This is a genomic window from Mycobacterium genavense ATCC 51234 (assembly GCF_000526915.1).
Lineage (GTDB): Bacteria > Actinomycetota > Actinomycetes > Mycobacteriales > Mycobacteriaceae > Mycobacterium > Mycobacterium genavense.
Genome location: NZ_JAGZ01000016.1, coordinates 18,601 through 38,012, shown reverse-complemented (window position 1 = coordinate 38,012; position 19,412 = coordinate 18,601). Strand labels below are relative to the sequence as shown.

Here is a 19,412-nt window from a genome sequence, read left to right as displayed (position 1 = left end):
GGCTCGCGACCGTCACTAGGCTCAAATGAATGCGCCTAGGTCGAATCGCCAGCCCGGACGGTGTCTCCTTTGTCAGCATCGAGGGTCCGCTGGAGGACCCCGGCGCGATGACTGCCCGCGAGATCGCCGAGCACCCGTTCGGCACCCCGACGTTCACCGGCCGCTCGTGGCCGGTGGCCGACGTCCGGCTGCTGGCCCCGATGCTGGCCGGCAAGGTGGTCTGCGTCGGCAAGAACTACGCCGACCACATCGCGGAGATGGCGAGCTTCGCGACGGGCTCGGCCGCGGCCGATCCGATCATCTTCCTCAAGCCCAACACCGCCATCATCGGGCCGAACGTGCCGATTCTCTTGCCCGCCAACGCATCACCGGTGCACTTCGAGGGGGAGCTGGCCGCGGTGATCGGCCGGCCGTGCAAGGACGTGCCCGCCGCGCACGCAGCCGACAACATCCTGGGCTACACGATCGCCAACGACGTGTCGGCGCGCGATCAGCAACGGGCTGACGGCCAGTGGACTCGCGCCAAGGGCCACGACACCTTCTGCCCGGTCGGGCCCTGGGTCGTCACCGACATCGACCCGGCCGACCTGGCGTTGCGCACCGAGGTCAACGGCCAAGTCAAACAGGACAGCCGCACCTCGCTGATGATTCACGACGTCGGTGCCATCGTGGAATGGATCTCGGCGGTGATGACCCTGCTGCCGGGTGATTTGATCCTCACCGGAACGCCGGCCGGCGTCGGGCCCATCGAGGACGGCGACATCGTCGCCATCTCCATCGAGGGCATCGGCACCCTCTCCAATCCCGTGGTCCGAAAAGGAAAGTCGTGACCGCCCCGGGCGCCGTTCGGGTCCGGTTCTGCCCGTCGCCCACCGGCACCCCACACGTCGGGATGGTTCGCACCGCGCTGTTCAACTGGGCCTATGCCCGGCATACCGGGGGCACCTTCGTCTTTCGCATCGAGGACACCGACGCCGAGCGGGACAGCGAGGAAAGCTATCTGGCTCTGCTCGACGCGTTGCGCTGGCTCGGGCTGGATTGGGACGAGGGCCCCGAGGTCGGGGGTCCCTATGGCCCGTACCGGCAGTCGCAGCGCGGCGACATCTACCGCGAGGTGGTGGACAAGCTGCTCGCCGTGGGTGAGGCGTACTACGCGTTTTCGACGCCGGAGGAGGTCGAGGCCCGCCACATCGCCGCCGGCCGCAACCCCAAATTGGGCTACGACAATTTCGACCGCCAGCTGACCGACTCCCAGCGCGCGGCGTTCTTGGCCGAAGGCCGCAAGCCGGTGGTGCGGCTGCGGATGCCCGACGAGGATCTGGCCTGGAATGACCTGGTGCGCGGGACCACGACCTTCGCGGCGGGCTCGGTGCCCGATTTCGCGCTGACGCGCGCCAGCGGAGATCCCTTGTATACCTTGGTCAACCCGGTCGACGACGCGCTGATGAAGATCACCCACGTACTGCGCGGCGAGGACCTGCTGCCGTCGACGCCGCGCCAGCTGGCGTTGTACCGAGCGTTGATCCGGATCGGGGTTGCCGAACGCACCCCGCAATTCGCGCACCTGCCAACGGTATTGGGGGAGGGCACCAAAAAGCTGTCCAAGCGCGACCCGCAGTCCAATCTGTTCGCTCACCGCGACCGGGGTTTCATCCCCGAGGGTCTGCTGAATTACCTTGCGCTGCTGGGCTGGGCGATCGCCGACGATCACGACCTGTTCAGCCTGGCCGAAATGGTGGCGGCGTTCGACGTCGTCGACGTCAACTCCAACCCGGCCCGCTTCGACCAGAAGAAGGCCGACGCGCTCAACGCCGAACACATCCGGATGCTCGACGTGGCCGACTTCACCGGCCGACTGCGCGACTACTTCGCCGTGCACGGCCACGACACCGGACTCGACGACGCCGGACTCGCGACGGCCGCCGAGCTGGTGCAGACTCGTATCGTGGTGCTGGGCGACGCGTGGGACCTGTTGAAGTTCCTCAACGACGACGAATACGCGATCGACCCGAAGGCGGCCGCAAAAGAACTCGGGCCGGACGGCGTCGCGGTATTAGACGCCGCGGTGGCGGCCCTGGACGCCGTGCCGGACTGGACCGCCGCCGCGATCGAGGAAGCCCTCAAGACCGCGCTGATCGACGGTCTGGCGCTCAAACCGCGCAAGGCGTTCGGCCCGATCCGGGTCGCCGCGACCGGGACGACGATCAGCCCGCCGCTGTTCGAGTCGCTGGAGCTACTCGGCCGCGATCGCAGCCTGGGGCGGCTGAGGACCGCGCGCGCCGGCGTCGGGTAAATCTTTGGTACTCTGCACTGCGGTTTGCAAAGCCGACAACGGCTGGCGGCAGCGGACTCCCAGGCTGGTAACAGCGCTTGAAAAAGTACGGGAAACCGCTCTGAGCAGCGGTTTTCGGCAGCCAATGGGGTATGGTGTAATTGGCAACACAGCTGATTCTGGTTCAGCCATTCTAGGTTCGAGTCCTGGTACCCCAGCAAAATCCGCCATGCTGTAAGCGATTAGGTGGCCCCCGTCGGGTGAGCTATGCTGGCAGCTCGGATCGGTTCTGGCCCCGTCGTCTAGCGGCCTAGGACGCCGCCCTCTCACGGCGGTAGCGTGGGTTCGAATCCCATCGGGGCTACATATTTACTGGCCGGTCCTCAGCACGGCCGGTGCGGTGGAACCACCCACCGGCATCGGCGGCAATCCAAGCTTGCGGTGATCCCACGAGCGCGTGCGCCGCGCGACGATGCGGACGCAGACCCGCTTGTTCATCATCTGCTCGACGAAGGGCTTCATCTCGTCGGTGTAGGGACCGGTGTAGCGCTCAAACACGCTGACCCCGACCCGGTGCGCGACTTCGGGGTCGTCGACGATCTCCGCGACGCCCTCGAAGGAAACCCCGCGCAGCGTGTCGTAGGTGTCGCCGTCCTCGATCAGGAAGGTCACCCGGGGGTCGCGGGTCAGGTTGACCGCTTTCTGTGACTTGGCCTTTGTCTCCAGCCAGATTTCGCCGTCGACGACGGCGTACCACATGGCGGTCAAATGCGGTTGGCCGTCGGGGCCAATGGTGGCCATTGTTCCGGTGCGGCTCTTGACGACGAAATCGGCGATCTCATCGTCGGACATGACGATGGCCGCGCGCTGATTGGTTCCCATGGCGTCAGTCTGTCAAATGCCTTTTCCGGGTGCGCTCAGGGCGTCTCACCCGCACACTCGCCGCCGTGGACACACATTCGAGACGATTAAAGGCGCCGGGCCATGGCGCCGGCGGCCGAGAGAAGGTCGGCGGCCCAGCGCGCCCCGGGCCGCCGACCGATCCGGTCGATGGGCCCTGACACCGAGATGGCCGCGACGACCACTCCGCGGCTATCGCGCACCGGTGCCGACACACTCGCCACCCCCGGCTCGCGCTCGGCAACGCTTTGCGCCCAACCGCGCCGGCGTACCTCGGCCAGCGTGCGGTCGGTGAACTTCGCCGTCGGCAGCACGGCTTTTTGCGTGGCGGCATCGCTGTGTGCCAGCAAGACTTTCGCCCCCGAACCCGCCGTCATCGGCAGCCTGGCCCCGACCGGAACCGTATCGCGAAGGCCCGCAGCCGGTTCCAGTGCGGCCACGCAGACCCGCGAGGTGCCCTCACGGAGGTACAGCTGCACGCTTTCCCCGGTGGTTTCCCGCAATTGGGGGAGCACAGCCGCACCGGCCGCCAGCAACGGATCGTCGACGCGGGTGGCGAGTTCGGTCAGCGCCGGACCCAGCTGCCAACGCCCTTCGCCGTCGCGCGCCAGCAGGCGATGTACCTCCAGCGCGGCGGCAAGTCGGTACGTGGTGGCCCGGGGGAAACCGGTTCGCTCGCACAGTTCGGCCAACCCGCAGGGAGATTCCGCGATCGTGTGCAGTACATCCACGGCTTTATCCAGCACGCCGATGCCGCTATGCTGTCTCATAAAGAGATACTAGCGTCTCGCATTCTGAGATCACAGCCCGGATTGATCGGCGAGCCGCGAACGACGCGAATAAAGGCGAGTTCACGATGGGAACCAACACACCAGGCGGTAAGCCGCGCACCCTGGCCGAAAAGGTTTGGGACGACCACGTTGTGGTATCCGGCTCGTCGGTCCAGGGGGCCGGCGGGCCCGACTTGATTTACATCGACCTGCATTTGGTGCACGAGGTCACCAGCCCGCAGGCGTTCGACGGCCTGCGCCTGGCCGGCCGGCCGGTGCGTCGGCCGGATCTGACGCTGGCCACCGAGGACCACAACGTGCCAACCGTCGACATCGACAAGCCGATCGCCGACCCGGTATCGCGTACTCAGGTGGAGACATTGCGGCGCAACTGCGCCGAATTCGGCGGCCGGCTGCATCCGATGGGCGACATCGAGCAGGGCATCGTGCATGTCGTCGGGCCCCAATTGGGGCTGACCCAACCGGGAATGACGATTGTCTGTGGGGACAGTCACACATCGACCCACGGCGCATTCGGCGCACTGGCGATGGGCATCGGCACCTCGGAGGTCGAGCACGTGCTCGCCACCCAGACCCTGCCGTTGCGGCCCTTCAAGACAATGGCGGTCAACGTCGACGGCGACCTGCCGCCCGGCGTGACGGCCAAGGACATCATCCTCGCGCTGATCGCCAAGATCGGTACCGGCGGAGGACAAGGCCATGTCATCGAATACCGGGGCAGCGCGATCGAATCGCTGTCCATGGAAGGCCGGATGACGGTCTGCAACATGAGTATCGAAGCCGGGGCGCGGGCCGGAATGGTGGCACCGGACAAGACGACGTACGAATTCCTGCGCGGCCGCCCGCATGCACCGACCGGCGCGCAGTGGGACGCCGCACTGCAGTACTGGCAAGGGCTGCGCACCGATGACGGCGCCGTGTTCGACACCGAGGTCTATCTCGATGCGCAGTCGTTGACCCCGTTCGTCACCTGGGGAACCAACCCCGGTCAGGGCGTGCCGCTGGGCGCGGCCGTTCCGGATCCGGAATCGATGACCAATGACGACGAGCGCCAGGCCGCGGAGAAAGCGTTGGCATATATGGACCTTCGGCCGGGCATGCCGATGCGCGACATCGCCGTCGACGCGGTGTTCGTGGGGTCTTGTACCAACGGTCGTATCGAGGATCTGCGGGTGGTGGCCGAGGTGCTGCGCGGTCGCACAGTGGCCCAGGGCGTGCGAATGCTGGTTGTCCCGGGCTCGATGCGGGTGCGAGCGCAAGCCGAAGCCGAAGGGCTCAGTGAGGTATTCACCGCTGCCGGCGCAGAATGGCGACAGGCCGGCTGCTCGATGTGCCTGGGCATGAACCCCGATCAGCTTGCGCCGGGCGAGCGTTGCGCCGCGACGTCCAACCGCAACTTCGAAGGGCGGCAGGGCAAAGGCGGCCGTACGCATTTGGTATCGCCGGCCGTCGCGGCGGCGACCGCGGTCCGTGGCACATTGTCTACCCCGGCCGACTTGAACTGAAAACGAAATCGAGGACGAAGATGGAAGCCTTTCACACCCACACCGGGATTGGTGTGCCGCTGCGGCGGTCCAATGTCGATACCGATCAGATCATTCCCGCGGTGTATTTGAAGCGGGTCACCCGAACCGGTTTCGAGGACGGCTTGTTCGCGTCCTGGCGCTCGGATCCGTCATTCGTGCTCAATCTCAGCCCATTTGACCGAGGCTCGGTCTTGGTCGCCGGACCCGACTTCGGGACCGGATCGTCGCGCGAGCACGCGGTGTGGGCGCTGATGGACTACGGGTTCCGGGTCGTCATCTCGTCTCGATTCGGTGACATTTTCCGGGGCAACGCGGGTAAGGCGGGGCTGCTGGCGGCCGAAGTCAGCCAGGACGGGGTGGAACTGCTTTGGAAGCTGATCGAGCAGAGCCCAGGGCTGGAAATCACTGCCAATCTTCAAGATCGAAATATCACCGCGGGAACGACGGTGCTGCCGTTCAAGATTGACGACCACGCCGCTTGGCGACTACTCGAAGGACTCGACGATATAGCCCTTACGCTGCAGAAACTCGACCAGATCGAATCTTTCGAGGCGGCCCGTCCGGACTGGAAACCGCGCACCCTACCCGCCCCCTGAGCGAATGATCGGGGCGGCAATTCGGCCCGATCACCTTAGCTAGCAAGGCTTATTTTTCGCCCGCGTCACCGGCCAAGGGCGGCAAGCAGATCCCGGAATTTCCTGTCGCTTGGCCGTGAAATTGCGCGTGGCGCTTGGAAATTTGCTGGGTGAGGGTTTACCGTGTTCGCTAGTCGGTTCCCAAAATGGGACCACTGGCTTCGGAGGGTTTGGATGAACAAAGCAGAGCTCATAGATGTGCTCACACAGAAATTGGGCTCGGACCGTCGGCAGGCGACCGCCGCCGTCGAGAATGTTGTCGACACCATTGTGCGTGCGGTGCACAAGGGCGACAGCGTGACCATCACCGGGTTCGGTGTGTTCGAACAACGGCGCCGCGCAGCGCGCGTGGCCCGCAACCCGCGGACCGGTGAGACGGTGAAGGTAAAGCCGACGTCCGTCCCCGCGTTCCGCCCGGGTGCTCAATTCAAAGCGGTTGTTGCTGGCGCACAGCGCCTCCCGTCGGAAGGACCGGCCGTGAAACGTGGTGTTTTTGCAGGCGCAGCCAAGAAGGCCGCCAAGAAGGCTCCGGCCAAGAAGGCCCCGGCCAAGAAGGCTGCGACCAAGGCCCCGGCCAAGAAGGCCGCCACCAAGGCTCCCGCCAAGAAGGCCGCCACCAAGGCTCCCGCCAAGAAGGCCGCCACCAAGGCTCCGGCCAAGAAAGCGGTCAAGGCAGTGAAGCAGACCGCCGCCAAGGCTCCGGTGCGCAAGGTCGCGACCAAGGCTCCGGCCAAGAAGGCCGCGAAGAAGGCGCCGGCCAAGAAGGCCGCCGCCAAGCGCGGTCGCAAGTAAGTCAACCGAGTTCAGCCGCGAGTACCCTTCGGGCGGCATTGCTGCCCGAAGGGTATTTCGTGTGTCAGGCCCGAACGTTGGTGGCCAGCGCGCCGCCGATGTGGTCGGCGGCCACCAGTCGGCCTTTGGCCAGCGACAGCACCCAGGTGCTGCCCTTGTGGTTGCGTGACTTGTCCGGGTCCACCCCGTCGCGTTCGCACCACCAGGTGATCAGATCCGGAATCACCTTGCCCTGCGTGCAGATCACCGGTGTGCCCTCGTGGTCGGCGATGTGCAGCACCCGGTGCCGGCCACGTTTGGGGTTCTTGGCGTAGGCCTCTTCGGTGAGCGTGGACTCGCTCTCGATTCGCACACCGAGCTCCGCGGCGAGCGGTTCGACCGTCTGGTGGCAGCGCACCCGGTCGGCGGCGTGCACGTGGGTGGCACCGAACGCCATCAGTTGGCCGACCAACGCCTCTGCCTGAGCGCGTCCTCGCTTGTCCAGTGGGCGTTGGGTGTCGTCCCCGGAAAAGCGCGACTTCCGGCCCGCGGTGCCGTGCCGCACCACCAACACGGTATGGGTGTCTGCTGGTTGTTTTATGAAGCGCTGCAACACATTTCGGTCTTGGGTATAGTCCAGTTTCTTCATCGCATCGGCGACGGGCAACCAGATCAATTCGTCGACCTCTTTGCCCGGTACAAATTTGCCGCCGGTGCTGCGCGCGGCCCAGTAGTACACCTTTTTGACACCCTGGTCGATCGGGTAGCTCACCTTGTTCAGCCGTCGGCCAAGGATGGCGTGGTGTCCGGTCTCTTCCAGCACTTCGCGTACCGCGGCCACCGGTGCGGTTTCGCCCGGATCCACCTTGCCCTTGGGTAGCGACCAATCGTCGTAACGGGGACGGTGGATCAGAGCGATCTCGAGCTCGGAGTCGTCCGAATCAGCACTGCTGTGTCGCCACAGCACCGCGCCCGCGGCGTAGACGATCCGTTTCCCTGAGCGCCGACCGCCTGACGAGTTCTGGTCCGACACCTCACTCCTGCAGGTCAATTCGGCCAGCGCCACGCCGGCCAAGGGGTGGCTTGGAAAATTACCACACGGCGTTACGTGCCGCGGTGGCGCTCCATCAGTGATTCCTGGTGGTCGCGTACGGAGTGACCGTCCCGCGGCGATGCGACCCACTGCCCGTCGGACTCCAGTTCCCAGCACCGCGTGGACGGGTCCAGCGCCGAGTCGAACAAGTCGTTCAGATAGGCGGTCAGCTTCGGATCTTTGACCTGAACCAGGGCCTCGACGCGACGGTCGAGGTTGCGGTGCATCATGTCGGCGCTGCCGATCCAGAACTCGTTGATGCGATTGAAATACATGATCCGCGAGTGCTCCAGGTACCGGCCGAGGATCGAACGCACGGAGATGTTCTCCGAGAAGCCTTCCGCGCCAGGGCGCAGCGCGCAGATCCCGCGCACCACCACCTCGACCCGCACGCCGGCTCGCGACGCGCGATACAGGGCGTCGATCACCTGTTCGTCGACCAGAGCGTTCATCTTCAACCGGATCCGGCCGCCGCCGTGTTCACGATGCGCGGCGATCTCGCGCTCGACACGTTCGATGATGCCGGTCCGGATGCTGTGCGGCGCAACCAAAAGATTGCGGTAGGAGACCTTGCGCGAGTAGCCGGTCAGCGAATTGAACAAGTCCGTCAGGTCGGCCCCGATATCGGGAGCCGCCGTGAGCAGACCGACATCTTCGTACAGTCGGGCGGTTTTCCCGTTGTAGTTGCCGGTACCGATGTGGCAGTAGCGCCGAATGGTCGAACCTTCGCGACGCACCACCAGGCAGGTCTTGCAGTGTGTCTTGAGTCCGACGTAGCCGTAGACGACGTGCACGCCCGCTTGCTCGAGGGTGCGTGCCCAGCGGATGTTGGCCTGCTCGTCGAAGCGAGCCTTGATCTCCACCATTGCCACGACTTGCTTTCCGGCTTCGGCGGCTTGGATCAGCGCCCGAACGATCGGCGAGTCACCGGAGGTGCGGTACAGCGTCTGCTTGATCGCCAGCACGTTCGGATCGGAGGCCGCCTGCTCGATGAATCGCTGCACGCTGGTGGAGAACGATTCATACGGATGGTGAAGCAGCACATCGCCTTCGCGCAGCGTCGCGAAGATGCTCTTGGGTGTCTCCCGGTCCGCGAAGGCGGGACTGGTGGCCGGAACATATGTCCGGTCTTTCAACGCCGGCCGGTCGATGCCGTAGATCTGCCACAGCGACGAAAGGTCGAGCAGCCCGGGAACTTCGATGACATCGCCGGGATCCACGTCGAGTTCGCGCAGCAGCAGCTCCAGCATGCTCTCGGTCATGTCGTCGGCGACCTCGAGCCGCACCGGTGAACCGAAGCGCCGGCGCGCCAATTCCCGCTCCAGCGCCTGCAGCAGGTCCTCGTCGCGGTCCTCTTCCACTTCGTAGTCGGCGTTGCGGGTGATGCGGAACGCGTGGTGCTGGACGATTTCCATGCCCGGAAACAGCTCCGGCAGGAACGCCGCGATCAGCTCTTCCGTCGGCAGGTAGCGCACCACCTGCCCGTCGTTTCCGTCCTCGGTGCCGAGTTCGACGAAGCGATCGACGTTGTCGGGCACCTTGACTCGGGCGAAGTGCTGACCCCCGCCGTCGTCCTTGACCGTGACGGCCAGGTTCAGGCTCAGTCCGCTCACGAACGGGAACGGGTGCGCCGGGTCGACGGCCAGCGGGGTCAGCACCGGGAATACCTGCTCGGTGAAATAGGTCGAGAGTTGGTCGCGCTCGGCCTGATCCAAATCGGCCCACGTGACGATATAGATGCCTTCCTGCGCCAGTGCCGGCCGCACCGAATCGAGGAACTCGCGCGCGTGCCGGGTCGCGATTCGCTGCGTCTGCTCACCGATGCGGGCCAGTTGCTCTCGCGGCGTAAGGCCGTCGGCCGAACGAACCGACAGTCCCATCTCGTCGCGGCGCTTGAGGCCGGCGACCCGGACCATATAGAACTCGTCGAGGTTCGACGCGAAGATCGCCAGGAATTTGGCGCGCTCCAACAACGGCAGCGAGGTGTCGGCGGCCAACGCCAGCACCCGCGCGTTGAAGTCCAGCCAGCTCAGCTCCCGGTTGAGGTACCGGTCCTCCGGCAGCGCGTCGTCGATCACGGCGGGGGTGGTCGCGGGGGGCGCGCCCAGGGCGGTGTCGCCGGATTGCCACTCGGTTTCGTCAAGCCGTGCTTGCGCTTCGATTTCGGTCACGATGGAATCATTGCTCATCACCCCTCCGTGCTGCTAGCGCTCGGTAGAGATCCACTCCCCGTTGGCATGCTGTTCACCCTTCGGACAGGTTTGCCACGCTGCCTTTTTCACGGGTGGCCGATCGCGCGGGCGGTTGCCGCTCCCACGCCGAGTCGCCGCGCGGCGGCCAAATCGGCGGGGGTGTCGACGTCGCAGCGCAGCCCGGGCCACGCGCCGGTCAGCTCGATCGCGCCCGAACGACGATGTCGCGCCGCGGAATCCGACCCGAACTGGGGATCCAGCGCGGTGCCGAAGGCGCACAGTGCGGCGGTGCCGGTCGTCAGCCGATCGGCCACGAAGCTGCGCCGGTAACCGCGTGCGGCGGTGATCGCCTCGGCCAGCTCCTGCGTTTGCAGTGCGGGCAAATCGCCTTGCAGCGCAACAACATTAGGAAACGAGTCCGCGACCGATCGTTCGGCGGTGGCGATCGCATGGTTGAGCGGATCGTCGTCGCCGTCGGGCGTCGGGTCGTCGATCACCTGCGCCCCGAGTCGTGCCGCCGCGGCCGCCGCGGCTTCGTCGGGCGTGATGACCGTGATCGAGCCGACCGAGCCGACGCCCGCGGCGGCCGTCACGGTGTCGACCAACATGGCCAACACCACGGTCTCGCGGGTCTGCGCCGAGAACACCGGAGCCAACCGGGTCTTGGCGGCAGTCAGCCGCTTGACGGCGATGATCAACGCGACATCGCCGACGCCGTCCCCCCGTGTGCCGCTCATGAGGTCAATCCTGCCAGCGAGCGAGTCACCCTGTCACGAGCGGGGGAATCGCCCGCTTGTGGGGGACATGGTGACGTCCGCCCGCCCGGCGTTCTAGGGTGTAGCGGCTGCGGATGCGACTGACAGATCGGGATGGGAAATGGCCGGCACAGCGGGCGCCGTTGCGGTGATGGGCGCCGGAGCATGGGGAACAGCGCTGGCCAAGGTGCTCGCCGAGGCGTGCGGACCAGAAGCCGAGATCAGGCTGTGGGCCCGGCGCTCCGACGTCGCCGAGCAGATCAACACCACCCGCTACAACCCCGCCTACCTGCCCGGCACGTTGCTGCCTGCCGGTATCCGCGCCACCGCCGACGCGGGCGAGGCGCTGCGCGGTGTGACGACGGTGCTGCTGGGGGTCCCGGCCCAGAATTTGCGCAGCAACCTCGAGGGCTGGACTCCGCTGATCGCCGACGGCGCGACGCTGGTCAGCCTGGCCAAGGGCATCGAGTTGGGCACCCTGATGCGCATGAGCCAGGTCATCGTCTCGGTGACCGGGGCCGACCCGTCGCAGGTCGCGGTGATCTCCGGGCCGAACCTGGCCAGCGAAATCGCCGAGTGTCAACCGACCGCCACCGTGGTCGCATGCAGCGACTCCGGCCGGGCGGTCGCCCTACAGCGGATGCTGAACACCGGGTACTTCCGCCCGTACACCAACAGTGATGTGGTCGGCACCGAGATCGGCGGAGCCTGCAAGAACGTCATCGCGCTCGCCTGCGGAATGGCGGCCGGCGTCGGCCTCGGCGAGAACACGGCCGCGGCGATCATCACCCGCGGTCTGGCCGAGATCATGCGGCTGGGCATCGCGCTGGGCGCCAAGGGTGCGACGCTGGCCGGGCTGGCCGGGGTGGGCGATCTGGTCGCGACCTGCAGGTCACCGCACTCGCGCAACCGTTCGATGGGGGAGCGGCTGGGGCGGGGCGCCAGCATGCAGTCGGCGCTGCAAGGGAAGGACGGCCACGTCGTCGAGGGCGTGACATCCTGCGAATCCGTGCTCGCGCTGGCGTCCAGCTACGACGTCGAGATGCCGCTGACCGACGCCGTGCACCGGGTCTGTCACAAGGGGCTCTCGGTCGACGAGGCGATGGCCCTGCTGCTCGGTCGCAGCACCAAACCGGAATGAGCTCGACGGGTTCGGCAAATCCCCGCTCCGGGTCGGCGCCCGGACCCCTCGGCGGCCCAGGCGGTAGCCTCTGAAGGTTGTGAACGCCAGCAGCCGGGTGCGCGTCGCCGTGGTCTTCGGTGGACGCAGCAATGAGCACGCCATTTCGTGCGTGTCCGCGGGCAGCATCCTGCGCAACCTGGACCCGCAACGGTTCGATGTGGTCGCCATCGGCATCACCCCGGAAGGGTCCTGGGTGCTCACCGACGGCGACCCGGATGCGCTGGCGATCAGCAATCGCCGGCTGCCCGGGGTGACCACCGAGTCGGGAACCGAGCTGGCGCTGCCGGCCGATCCGCGCCGCGGCGGACAGTTGGTGTCGCTGCCGCCGGGCGCCGGCGAGGTTTTGGGATCGGTCGACGTGGTGTTCTCGGTGTTGCACGGTCCCTACGGCGAGGACGGCACGATCCAGGGGCTGCTCGAGCTCGCCGGCGTGCCGTACGTCGGCGCCGGGGTGTTGTCCAGCGCGGTCGGGATGGACAAGGAATTCACCAAGAAGCTGCTTGCCGCCGAGGGGATTCCGGTCGGGCCGTACGCGGTGCTGCGCCCGTCGGCGCAGACGCTGCCCCCCGAGGAACGTGAGCGGCTGGGCCTGCCGGCGTTCGTCAAACCCGCACGCGGGGGTTCGTCGATCGGCGTGAACCGGGTGACCAGCTGGGACGAATTGGCCGCCGCGGTGGCCGATGCCCGCCGCCACGATCCGAAGGTGATCGTCGAAGCCGCGATCAACGGTCGCGAGCTGGAGTGCGGTGTGCTCGAAATGCCGGACGGCAGCGTAGAAGCCAGCACGGTGGGCGAGATCCGGGTGGTCGGCGTGCGCGGACACGAGGACGGCTTCTACGACTTCGAGACCAAATACCTCGACGACGCAGCCGAATTGGACGTGCCCGCCAAGGTCGACGACGAGATCGCCGACAGTGTGCGCCAATTGGCCATCCGGGCGTTCAAGGCCATCGACTGCCAGGGCCTGGCCCGCGTCGACTTCTTCCTCACCGACGACGGACCGGTGATCAACGAGGTCAACACGATGCCGGGATTCACCACGATCTCGATGTACCCGAGGATGTGGGCGGCCAGCGGCATCGACTATCAAACCCTGTTGGCGACCATGGTCGAGACGGCCATCGTTCGGGGCACGGGCCTGCGCTAACCCGCGGGTGGCCCGGCGGGGTCGATCGGCACCGCCGTGATGGTGCGATCGATCACCTCGGAGAGCTGCTGGATCGGTGTCGGCCCGGATCCCGGCGGCAGGGTCAGCGCCAGATACACCGGCCGGTCCACCGTGTACCAGGTGGATCTGCCTGCGTCACCGGCGGATTGCTGATCGGCCGCCACCTCGAACCACTGCACCCGGTCGACGATCTGGATCGGTGATCCCACCACGAAGTCGGTCGGACGTTCCAGCCCGCAGCGCAAGACCACCGGCTCGTTGCCGGTTCCGGTGCGCCAGGCGGACGCACCCTCGGGAGCCGGGGCGGCCAGCGGCGCGCGCTGGTAGTCGCCGAGCCGCTGCGGCAACGCCGCCAGCAGCGCTTCGCATGCGGGGCTGCCGGCCTGCGGCGCGGGCACGGTTGGCAGGGCGACCGGCTGCGGTGGAGCCTCGCGGGTGGCGGCGATGACGAGCACCACCCCGATCGCGACGACCGCCACCACAACCGCGGCGATAAGCAGTGCCCGCGGCGGTCGATCGTCGGAGTCCGAACCGGTCATCATCGCCGGGCCGTCGACGCCCGAGGCATCGACCACCCGGGCACCTCCCATCTCATCCTCACGCCCCCGGATCGTCGCAGCGCTCTACACTGGCGCCGTCCGCTCGCGCGGGCAAAGACCAAACTTACCGCAGGTGGGACCGCTGTACGAGAGCCTCGCCTGGGCGATGCGCGGCGCAGGAGGTGACGTGGGCGAAGACGCGGCCGGAAAGTCGCCCACCTTGGGGCAGCTCGGCGAATTCGGCGTCATCGACCGGCTGGTGCGCGGCCGTGTTCAACCCGATGCCGTGCTGCTCGGGCCCGGTGACGACGCGGCGGTGGTGTCGGCCGCGGACGGCCGCAACGTGGTGTCGACCGACATGCTGGTGGCGGACCGGCATTTTCACCTGGACTGGTCGACGCCGCACGACGTCGGCCGCAAGGCCATCGCGCAAAACGCCGCCGACATCGAGGCGATGGGCGGGCGGGCCACCGCGTTCGTCGTCGGCTTCGGCGCTCCCGCCGATACGCCGACGGGGGACGCGGCCGCGCTGGTCGACGGAATGTGGGACGAGGCCGCGCGCGTCGGCGCCGGTATCGTCGGCGGTGATCTGGTCAGCGCGCCGCTGTGGGTGGTGTCGGTGGCGGTGCTGGGCGACCTGGGCGGCCGGGCACCGGTGTTGCGCTCGGGGGCGAAACCCGGCGCCGCGGTTGCCGTCGCCGGTGAGCTTGGTCGCTCGGCTGCCGGATACTCGCTGTGGCACAAAGAGATTGGCGGATTCGACGAACTGCGTGCCCGCCATCTGGTGCCCGCCCCGCCGTACGGTCAGGGCGCGGTGGCCGCGGCAGCCGGCGCGCAGGCGATGATCGACATCTCCGACGGCCTGGTCGCCGATCTGCGGCACGTGGCCGACTCCTCGGGTGCGGGCATCGACTTGTCCACCGCGGCACTACGGCCCGACCGCGACGCGCTGAGTGCGGCGGCCGCCGCGGCCGGCGTCGATCCCTGGTCGTGGGTGCTGGGCGGCGGCGAAGATCACGCCCTGGTGGCCTGTTTCGCCGGCCCGGTGCCGTCCGGGTGGCGCGTCATCGGGCGGGTGCTCGACGGGCCGGCCCGGGTGCTCGTCGACGGCGCCGAGTGGCAGGGATACGCGGGCTGGCAGTCGTTCGCGCGTGAGGGTGGCCTTTAATAGCAACGTGACCGCACGACCGTTGAGTGAACTCGTCGAGCAGGGGTGGGCGGCCGCACTGGAGCCGGTGGCCGAGCAGGTGACCAAGATGGGGCAGTTTCTGCGCGACGAGCTCGCGGCCGGCCGCAGATATCTACCCGCAGGGCCGAACGTATTGCGCGCCTTCACCTTTCCATTCGATCAGGTGCGGGTGCTGATCGTCGGGCAAGACCCCTATCCGACACCCGGCCACGCCGTGGGTTTGAGCTTCTCGGTGGCCCCCGAGGTGCGGCCGCTGCCGCGCAGCCTGGCCAACATCTTCGACGAATACTGCGCCGACCTCGGGCACCCGCCGCCGTCGTGCGGCGACCTGACGCCGTGGGCGCAGCGCGGAGTGCTGCTGCTGAACCGGGTCCTGACGGTGCGGCCGAGCAACCCGGCGTCGCATCGCGGCAAGGGTTGGGAGGCCGTCACCGAGTGTGCCATCCGCGCACTGGTCGGGCGGTCACAGCCGATGGTGGCGATCCTGTGGGGGCGCGACGCGTCGACGCTCAAACCGGTGCTGGCAGAGGGTAATTGCGTGGCGATCGAGTCGCCGCACCCCTCGCCGCTGTCGGCCTCACGCGGATTCTTCGGCTCGCGCCCGTTCAGCCGCGCCAACGAATTGCTCGCCGGGATGGGCGCAGACCCGATCGACTGGCGGCTGCCGTGATCGTCGCTACGATTCCGGGAAGTTGACGTCCTTGGTGACGGTCTGCCACTCCTCGATCGACGCCGACATTGCGGCGAGCTTGTCGCGCATCGCCTTCAGCACGTCGCGGCCCAGCAGCAGCCGCAGCGGCGGCTCGTCCAGCGTGGTCACCATCAGCACCGCCTCGGCCACCTTTTTCGGGTCGCCCGGCAGGTGATCGGCGAACTGCTTGATCAGGTCCTTGCGCGCCGCCACGTCGGCGTAGGCGGCGATCGGTCTGGCCGATTCCTTCATCGACCGCGTCGCCCAGTCGGTGCGGAAGGCGCCCGGTTCGATCGCGATCACCTTGATGCCCAGCGGCCGCACCTCGGCGGCCAGCGCCTCGGTCACCGCCTCGAGCGCGAACTTGGTCGACGAGTAATAGGCGTTGGGCGGGTTGGCCACCAGGCCGGTCATCGACGAGATGTTGATGATGTGGCCGGCGCCGCGGGCGCGCATCGCGGTCAGCACCGCCTTGATCATGTCGACGGCCCCGAAGTAGTTGACGTCGAACAACTTTCGGACTTCGGCGTCCTCACCCTCTTCCACCGAGGACAGGTAGCCGTGACCGGCCTTGTTGACCAGGACGTCGATCCCGCCGAACGCCTCGTCGGCGGCCGACACCGCGGCGGCGATCTGGGCGGCATCGGTGACGTCGAGCGCAACCGCCACGGCCCGGTCGCCGAATTCGTCGGCGAGATCGGTCACCGCCTCGACCCGGCGCGCGGTCACCACCACGCTGTGGCCGGCTTCCAAAGCGGCGCGTGCGATTTCGCGGCTGAAGCCGGTGGAGCAGCCGGTGATCAGCCAGCGTGCCATCGTTAGATCGTCCCTTCCGGCAGGCGACGCAGATAGGCCGTGCGCCGCTGCGCCAGTTCGCTAGCCCGCTGCGCGGCGCTGACCCGCGGCAAGTGCGGCACCTCGGTGTCGAGGTGATCCAGCTTGACCACCCGTCCGCGCGCACCCAGGTTTTCGCGCGGGCCGTGCTCGCCGAACTCGGCCATGCGCAGGGTCAGGATGGCCTCGCGCAGGCCGTCGGAGTCGATCCAGTTCGCGACGCCGGGGTCGACGGGCGAGATCACGTAGGTGTAGGTGCCGTCCTCGTTCGGGACCGACTGCGCCTTGTTGAGGCTGCCGGTGCGGTCGACGAGATCGAGGGTGGTGCCCCAGATGTTGCTCAGCGGCACGGTGAAGTACTCGGCGCCGCCGTCGTTGAGGTCGACGACGAACGCCTCGTCGGGCTCGAGTTCGAACCGGCCCATCACGTAGACCTGGTTACGCATCGCGCCGACCTTGTCCGCCGACCAGGCCAGGTCGAAGTGGTTGGCCGGCATCTTGTACACGCCGTGGCTGAGCTTGCCGGTGAAGTTCGCGAAATACGACATCATCGCCGCGGTCGCCTCGGCCTGCTCGTCGAGCGTGCGCGCCGGGGTGGTCGGTGTGCCCCGCGCCGTTGCACCTCAATATGGTTGGGGTCGTCGCGACCCCAACCAGCAGCACGTCGCGGATGTAGAATTCGTGGGCCTGCGGCGAGGTCTGCACGTGATTTTCCCGCCCGTTGGGCGGGTCGGCGTCGACGGTGATCGTGAAGCTGCCGTCGGAGTCGACCGCCATGGTGCGGCCGTTGAGCACGTTGACGGTGCCCATGTTCGCGTCCCACAGCGTGAAGTAGTTCTCGGTCATGCGGTTCTTGCCGACGCGGCCGCGGATCTCGTAGCGCTCGTCGCCGGAGATCGGGATCACCCGATACACGCTGTCGGGATTGTCGATGCTTCAACGTGATCCGGGAATGCGCCGGCCCTGCACGGGATGTGCCAGCCGGGTGATGCAACTGACCTTGGGGCGCAGCTTGTCCTGGTTGGACGACCACATCGCCGACGAGAACATCACCTCGGCAAACGCGTCGTCGAAGCGCTCGCGCATCGCGTCGGACGCCTTGGCCCGGCCCAGCCAGGTTTCGGCCACACTGCGATAGGCGGCCTTGACTACCGGGTGTTCGATCAGATCGAGGGCGGCCAGCTCCTGTTCGTGCTGGGATATCGTCGCGACGGGATCGTCAGGCATGCGCTGTTCCTCCGATGTGCTGTCCAAAACGTTTGTGGTACAAGGCGAATCGCTCATCGACCTGCTCGGGGCGCAGGCCGTAGTTCTCCAGCCCGTAGGGCGGTCGCGCGGCCTCGCGGGGACGCTCGCGCAGCCAGCGCCGCATCGCCGCCTCGGTTTCGGCGGTCAGCGGCAGGCCGATCGTGTCGTAGACCCGGGCCACCTGCCCGATCGGATCGGTCACCGCGTCGTCGAACCCGATGTCGGTGACCATCGCAGCCTCTCCGCCGGTTTCCGAGGCCCAGCCGTCGCGGGTCGACATGGCCCGGTCATTGGTCCAGCCCATTCGCTGTAACCATTGCGCTCCCACCCGGTGCGCGTCCACGGTGTCGGCGTGCATCGCGTGCAGGGTGGCGTTGAGGCTGGCTCCCGACGCGATCGTGGTGCGTGGGTCGCGGTGCATGTGCACGATGTGCAGGTCGGGAAACCGTGCCTGCAGCAGGTCCAGATAACCCAGGCGCGCAGGCGATTTCAATACCCAACGCTGTGCCTGCAGGCCCCGCTGCCGCTTCTGCCAACCGATGAACTGCAGCATGCGGTGCAGGTAGTCGTAGGCGGGGGAGAAGTCCTGCTCGTCTAGCCAGGACCGGTAATGCGGAAGGTGCGCACCGGATTCGGAGACATGCGACAGGAATGCGTCGGCCAGAAACACGATTTCTTCTTCGGCCTCGCGGGCGTACATCGGGTGGATGGCGAACAGACCCGGCGCCAGCTCACGCGATTTCGCTTCTCGCGCTTCACTGATCGCGATGCGCGGATCGGCGGTAGCGCCGAATCGATAGTCGAGTTTGGGCGCGACCTCGACGACCTCCAGCCGTAGGCGCAGACGAAACGCGGGTTGGCGGCCAGCAGTCGCTGCAACAGGGTGGTGCCGCTGCGCATCATCCCGACGACGACGATCGGCGCGGCGACCGGTTCGTCGAGGATCTCCGGGTGGCGGCGGATCCACTCCTGGGTACGAAGTCGCATCCGTAGGCTGTGCACCAGCCCCGAGCGCAGGATGTGCACGCCGATCGCGTTGAGGTCGGCGCGTGCGTAGTCGTCCAGCAGCACCCGCAGCGGACCCTCGAATTCGCCGGGGCCCCAATCGGTTAGCGCTTCTTTGCGCTGGGCATCGCCCAGCACCGTATGGAAGTCGAACGGGGAGTACACTAGAACTTCAGGTGCTGGCTGACGTCGCCGACCTGGTCGACGAACATGATGCGGCTGTCGAACCACCAGGCGCCGTCCACCCGGTGGAAGGTGTCTTTGTAGTGGCCGGTGACGATCACCTGCAGCGGGAGGTCGGGGGTGGCCTGCGTGACGCAGTAGTAGGAGGTGCTGCGTGCGGTGCCCGCGGCCTCGTCGATGTGCAGTTGCACATTGCTGGTGTGGTGCTTGGTCTTCGGGGTGCCGTCGTCTTAGATGCGGGTGGCCATCTCGTACATCTGCCGCACCCGGGCGGACCCCTCGAACACCGTCTCCGGCGGACCGTCCTGGACGCCGCAGATGCGGCCATGCACGAAAAGCCGGGCCACCCCGTCCAGGTCGCCACCGTCGAGAAGCTCGGCGTAGGTGTAGATCAGGTTGGTGATTTCGCGCCCGCTGTCACTCATGCCAAGCCACTC

18 protein-coding genes, 2 tRNA genes and 2 pseudogenes are annotated in these 19,412 nt (G+C 67.1%); 11 read left to right on the top strand and 11 right to left on the bottom strand.

Going from position 1 to position 19,412, the window contains the following annotated elements:
* The first annotated feature begins 29 nt into the window (after positions 1-29).
* From T428_RS0123030 to T428_RS0123015, 4 genes are all read left to right on the top strand, one after another.
* The gene (locus tag T428_RS0123030; RefSeq protein ID WP_025738304.1) at positions 30-830 is read left to right on the top strand and encodes a fumarylacetoacetate hydrolase family protein; all 801 of its coding nucleotides are present in this window, start codon (positions 30-32) and stop codon (positions 828-830) included.
* Positions 827-2,293 carry a glutamate--tRNA ligase gene (gltX, locus tag T428_RS0123025; RefSeq protein ID WP_025738303.1) on the top strand — a complete coding sequence of 489 codons (1,467 nt, stop codon included), beginning with the start codon at positions 827-829 and terminating at the stop codon, positions 2,291-2,293. Before T428_RS0123030 ends, gltX begins: the two co-directional genes overlap by 4 nt.
* Before the next feature lie 125 nt (positions 2,294-2,418).
* Positions 2,419-2,490: transfer RNA gene (locus T428_RS0123020), tRNA-Gln, on the top strand.
* Positions 2,491-2,563: 73 nt separating this feature from the next.
* Positions 2,564-2,636 (top strand) — tRNA-Glu (locus T428_RS0123015).
* Positions 2,637-2,641: 5 nt separating this feature from the next.
* Here the strand turns inward: T428_RS0123015 and T428_RS0123010 are convergent.
* Both T428_RS0123010 and T428_RS0123005 read right to left on the bottom strand, forming a co-directional pair.
* Complete coding sequence (locus T428_RS0123010; protein ID WP_025738302.1) at positions 2,642-3,154, bottom strand: pyridoxamine 5'-phosphate oxidase family protein; 513 nt, start codon at positions 3,152-3,154, stop codon at positions 2,642-2,644.
* Positions 3,155-3,240: 86 nt separating this feature from the next.
* Positions 3,241-3,942 (bottom strand): IclR family transcriptional regulator, encoded by a 702-nt coding sequence (locus T428_RS0123005; RefSeq protein ID WP_025738301.1) that lies wholly within the window; start codon positions 3,940-3,942, stop codon positions 3,241-3,243.
* Between the two features lie 86 nt (positions 3,943-4,028).
* Here T428_RS0123005 and leuC point away from each other — a divergent pair, with 86 nt between their 5' ends.
* From leuC to T428_RS0122990, 3 genes are all read left to right on the top strand, one after another.
* Positions 4,029-5,468, top strand: a complete 1,440-nt coding sequence (gene leuC / locus T428_RS0123000; protein WP_025738300.1) for a 3-isopropylmalate dehydratase large subunit — start codon at positions 4,029-4,031, stop codon at positions 5,466-5,468.
* A 20-nt stretch (positions 5,469-5,488) separates the two neighbouring features.
* Positions 5,489-6,085: a 3-isopropylmalate dehydratase small subunit gene (gene leuD, locus T428_RS0122995; protein WP_025738299.1), complete on the top strand. Its 597-nt coding sequence runs from the start codon at positions 5,489-5,491 to the stop codon at positions 6,083-6,085.
* Positions 6,086-6,298: 213 nt separating this feature from the next.
* Positions 6,299-6,916 carry an HU family DNA-binding protein gene (locus T428_RS0122990; protein ID WP_025738298.1) on the top strand — a complete coding sequence of 206 codons (618 nt, stop codon included), beginning with the start codon at positions 6,299-6,301 and terminating at the stop codon, positions 6,914-6,916.
* A gap of 64 nt (positions 6,917-6,980) precedes the next feature.
* On the opposite strand, the gene mutT1 is transcribed toward T428_RS0122990, so the two are convergent.
* From mutT1 to cofC, 3 genes are all read right to left on the bottom strand, one after another.
* Positions 6,981-7,928: an 8-oxo-(d)GTP phosphatase MutT1 gene (gene mutT1, locus T428_RS0122985; RefSeq protein WP_025738297.1), complete on the bottom strand. Its 948-nt coding sequence runs from the start codon at positions 7,926-7,928 to the stop codon at positions 6,981-6,983.
* A gap of 71 nt (positions 7,929-7,999) precedes the next feature.
* Complete coding sequence (locus tag T428_RS0122980) at positions 8,000-10,180, bottom strand: RNA degradosome polyphosphate kinase (RefSeq protein WP_025738296.1); 2,181 nt, start codon at positions 10,178-10,180, stop codon at positions 8,000-8,002.
* A gap of 86 nt (positions 10,181-10,266) precedes the next feature.
* Positions 10,267-10,917, bottom strand: coding sequence for a 2-phospho-L-lactate guanylyltransferase (gene cofC, locus T428_RS0122975; protein WP_025738295.1), 651 nt, complete (start codon positions 10,915-10,917; stop codon positions 10,267-10,269).
* A 139-nt stretch (positions 10,918-11,056) separates the two neighbouring features.
* On the opposite strand from cofC, the gene T428_RS0122970 reads away from it, so the two are divergent.
* Positions 11,057-12,076, top strand: a complete 1,020-nt coding sequence (locus T428_RS0122970) for an NAD(P)H-dependent glycerol-3-phosphate dehydrogenase (RefSeq protein WP_025738294.1) — start codon at positions 11,057-11,059, stop codon at positions 12,074-12,076.
* A gap of 79 nt (positions 12,077-12,155) precedes the next feature.
* On the top strand, positions 12,156-13,265 hold the full coding sequence (locus T428_RS0122965) for a D-alanine--D-alanine ligase family protein (protein ID WP_025738293.1): 1,110 nt from the start codon (positions 12,156-12,158) through the stop codon (positions 13,263-13,265).
* Here T428_RS0122965 and T428_RS0122960 read toward each other — a convergent pair.
* A complete protein-coding gene (locus T428_RS0122960) occupies positions 13,262-13,828 on the bottom strand; it encodes a DUF3515 domain-containing protein (RefSeq protein ID WP_025738292.1) in 567 nt (188 codons plus the stop codon). The two genes, T428_RS0122965 and T428_RS0122960, sit on opposite strands and share 4 nt — an antisense overlap.
* A 163-nt stretch (positions 13,829-13,991) precedes the next feature.
* Here T428_RS0122960 and T428_RS0122955 point away from each other — a divergent pair, with 163 nt between their 5' ends.
* A complete protein-coding gene (locus tag T428_RS0122955) occupies positions 13,992-14,993 on the top strand; it encodes a thiamine-phosphate kinase (RefSeq protein WP_051465336.1) in 1,002 nt (333 codons plus the stop codon).
* Between the two features lie 7 nt (positions 14,994-15,000).
* A complete protein-coding gene (locus T428_RS0122950; protein ID WP_025738290.1) occupies positions 15,001-15,684 on the top strand; it encodes a uracil-DNA glycosylase in 684 nt (227 codons plus the stop codon).
* Positions 15,685-15,690: 6 nt separating this feature from the next.
* On the opposite strand, the gene T428_RS0122945 is transcribed toward T428_RS0122950, so the two are convergent.
* From T428_RS0122945 to T428_RS30445, 5 genes and pseudogenes are all read right to left on the bottom strand, one after another.
* The gene (locus tag T428_RS0122945; RefSeq protein ID WP_025738289.1) at positions 15,691-16,521 is read right to left on the bottom strand and encodes an oxidoreductase; all 831 of its coding nucleotides are present in this window, start codon (positions 16,519-16,521) and stop codon (positions 15,691-15,693) included.
* Between the two features lie 2 nt (positions 16,522-16,523).
* Positions 16,524-17,766 (bottom strand): annotated as a pseudogene (locus T428_RS35875) (hypothetical protein).
* Complete coding sequence (locus T428_RS30450) at positions 17,759-18,487, bottom strand: sulfotransferase family protein (protein WP_342666369.1); 729 nt, start codon at positions 18,485-18,487, stop codon at positions 17,759-17,761. The pseudogene T428_RS35875 and the gene T428_RS30450 overlap by 8 nt, the downstream one beginning before the upstream one ends.
* Entirely contained in the window at positions 18,382-18,957 is a 576-nt protein-coding gene (locus T428_RS36295) for a sulfotransferase (protein WP_342666368.1), read from the bottom strand. The genes T428_RS30450 and T428_RS36295 overlap by 106 nt, the downstream gene beginning before the upstream one ends.
* Positions 18,957-19,400 (bottom strand): annotated as a pseudogene (locus T428_RS30445) (nuclear transport factor 2 family protein). Before T428_RS30445 ends, T428_RS36295 begins: the two are co-directional and overlap by 1 nt.
* Between the last annotated feature and the right edge of the window lie 12 nt (positions 19,401-19,412).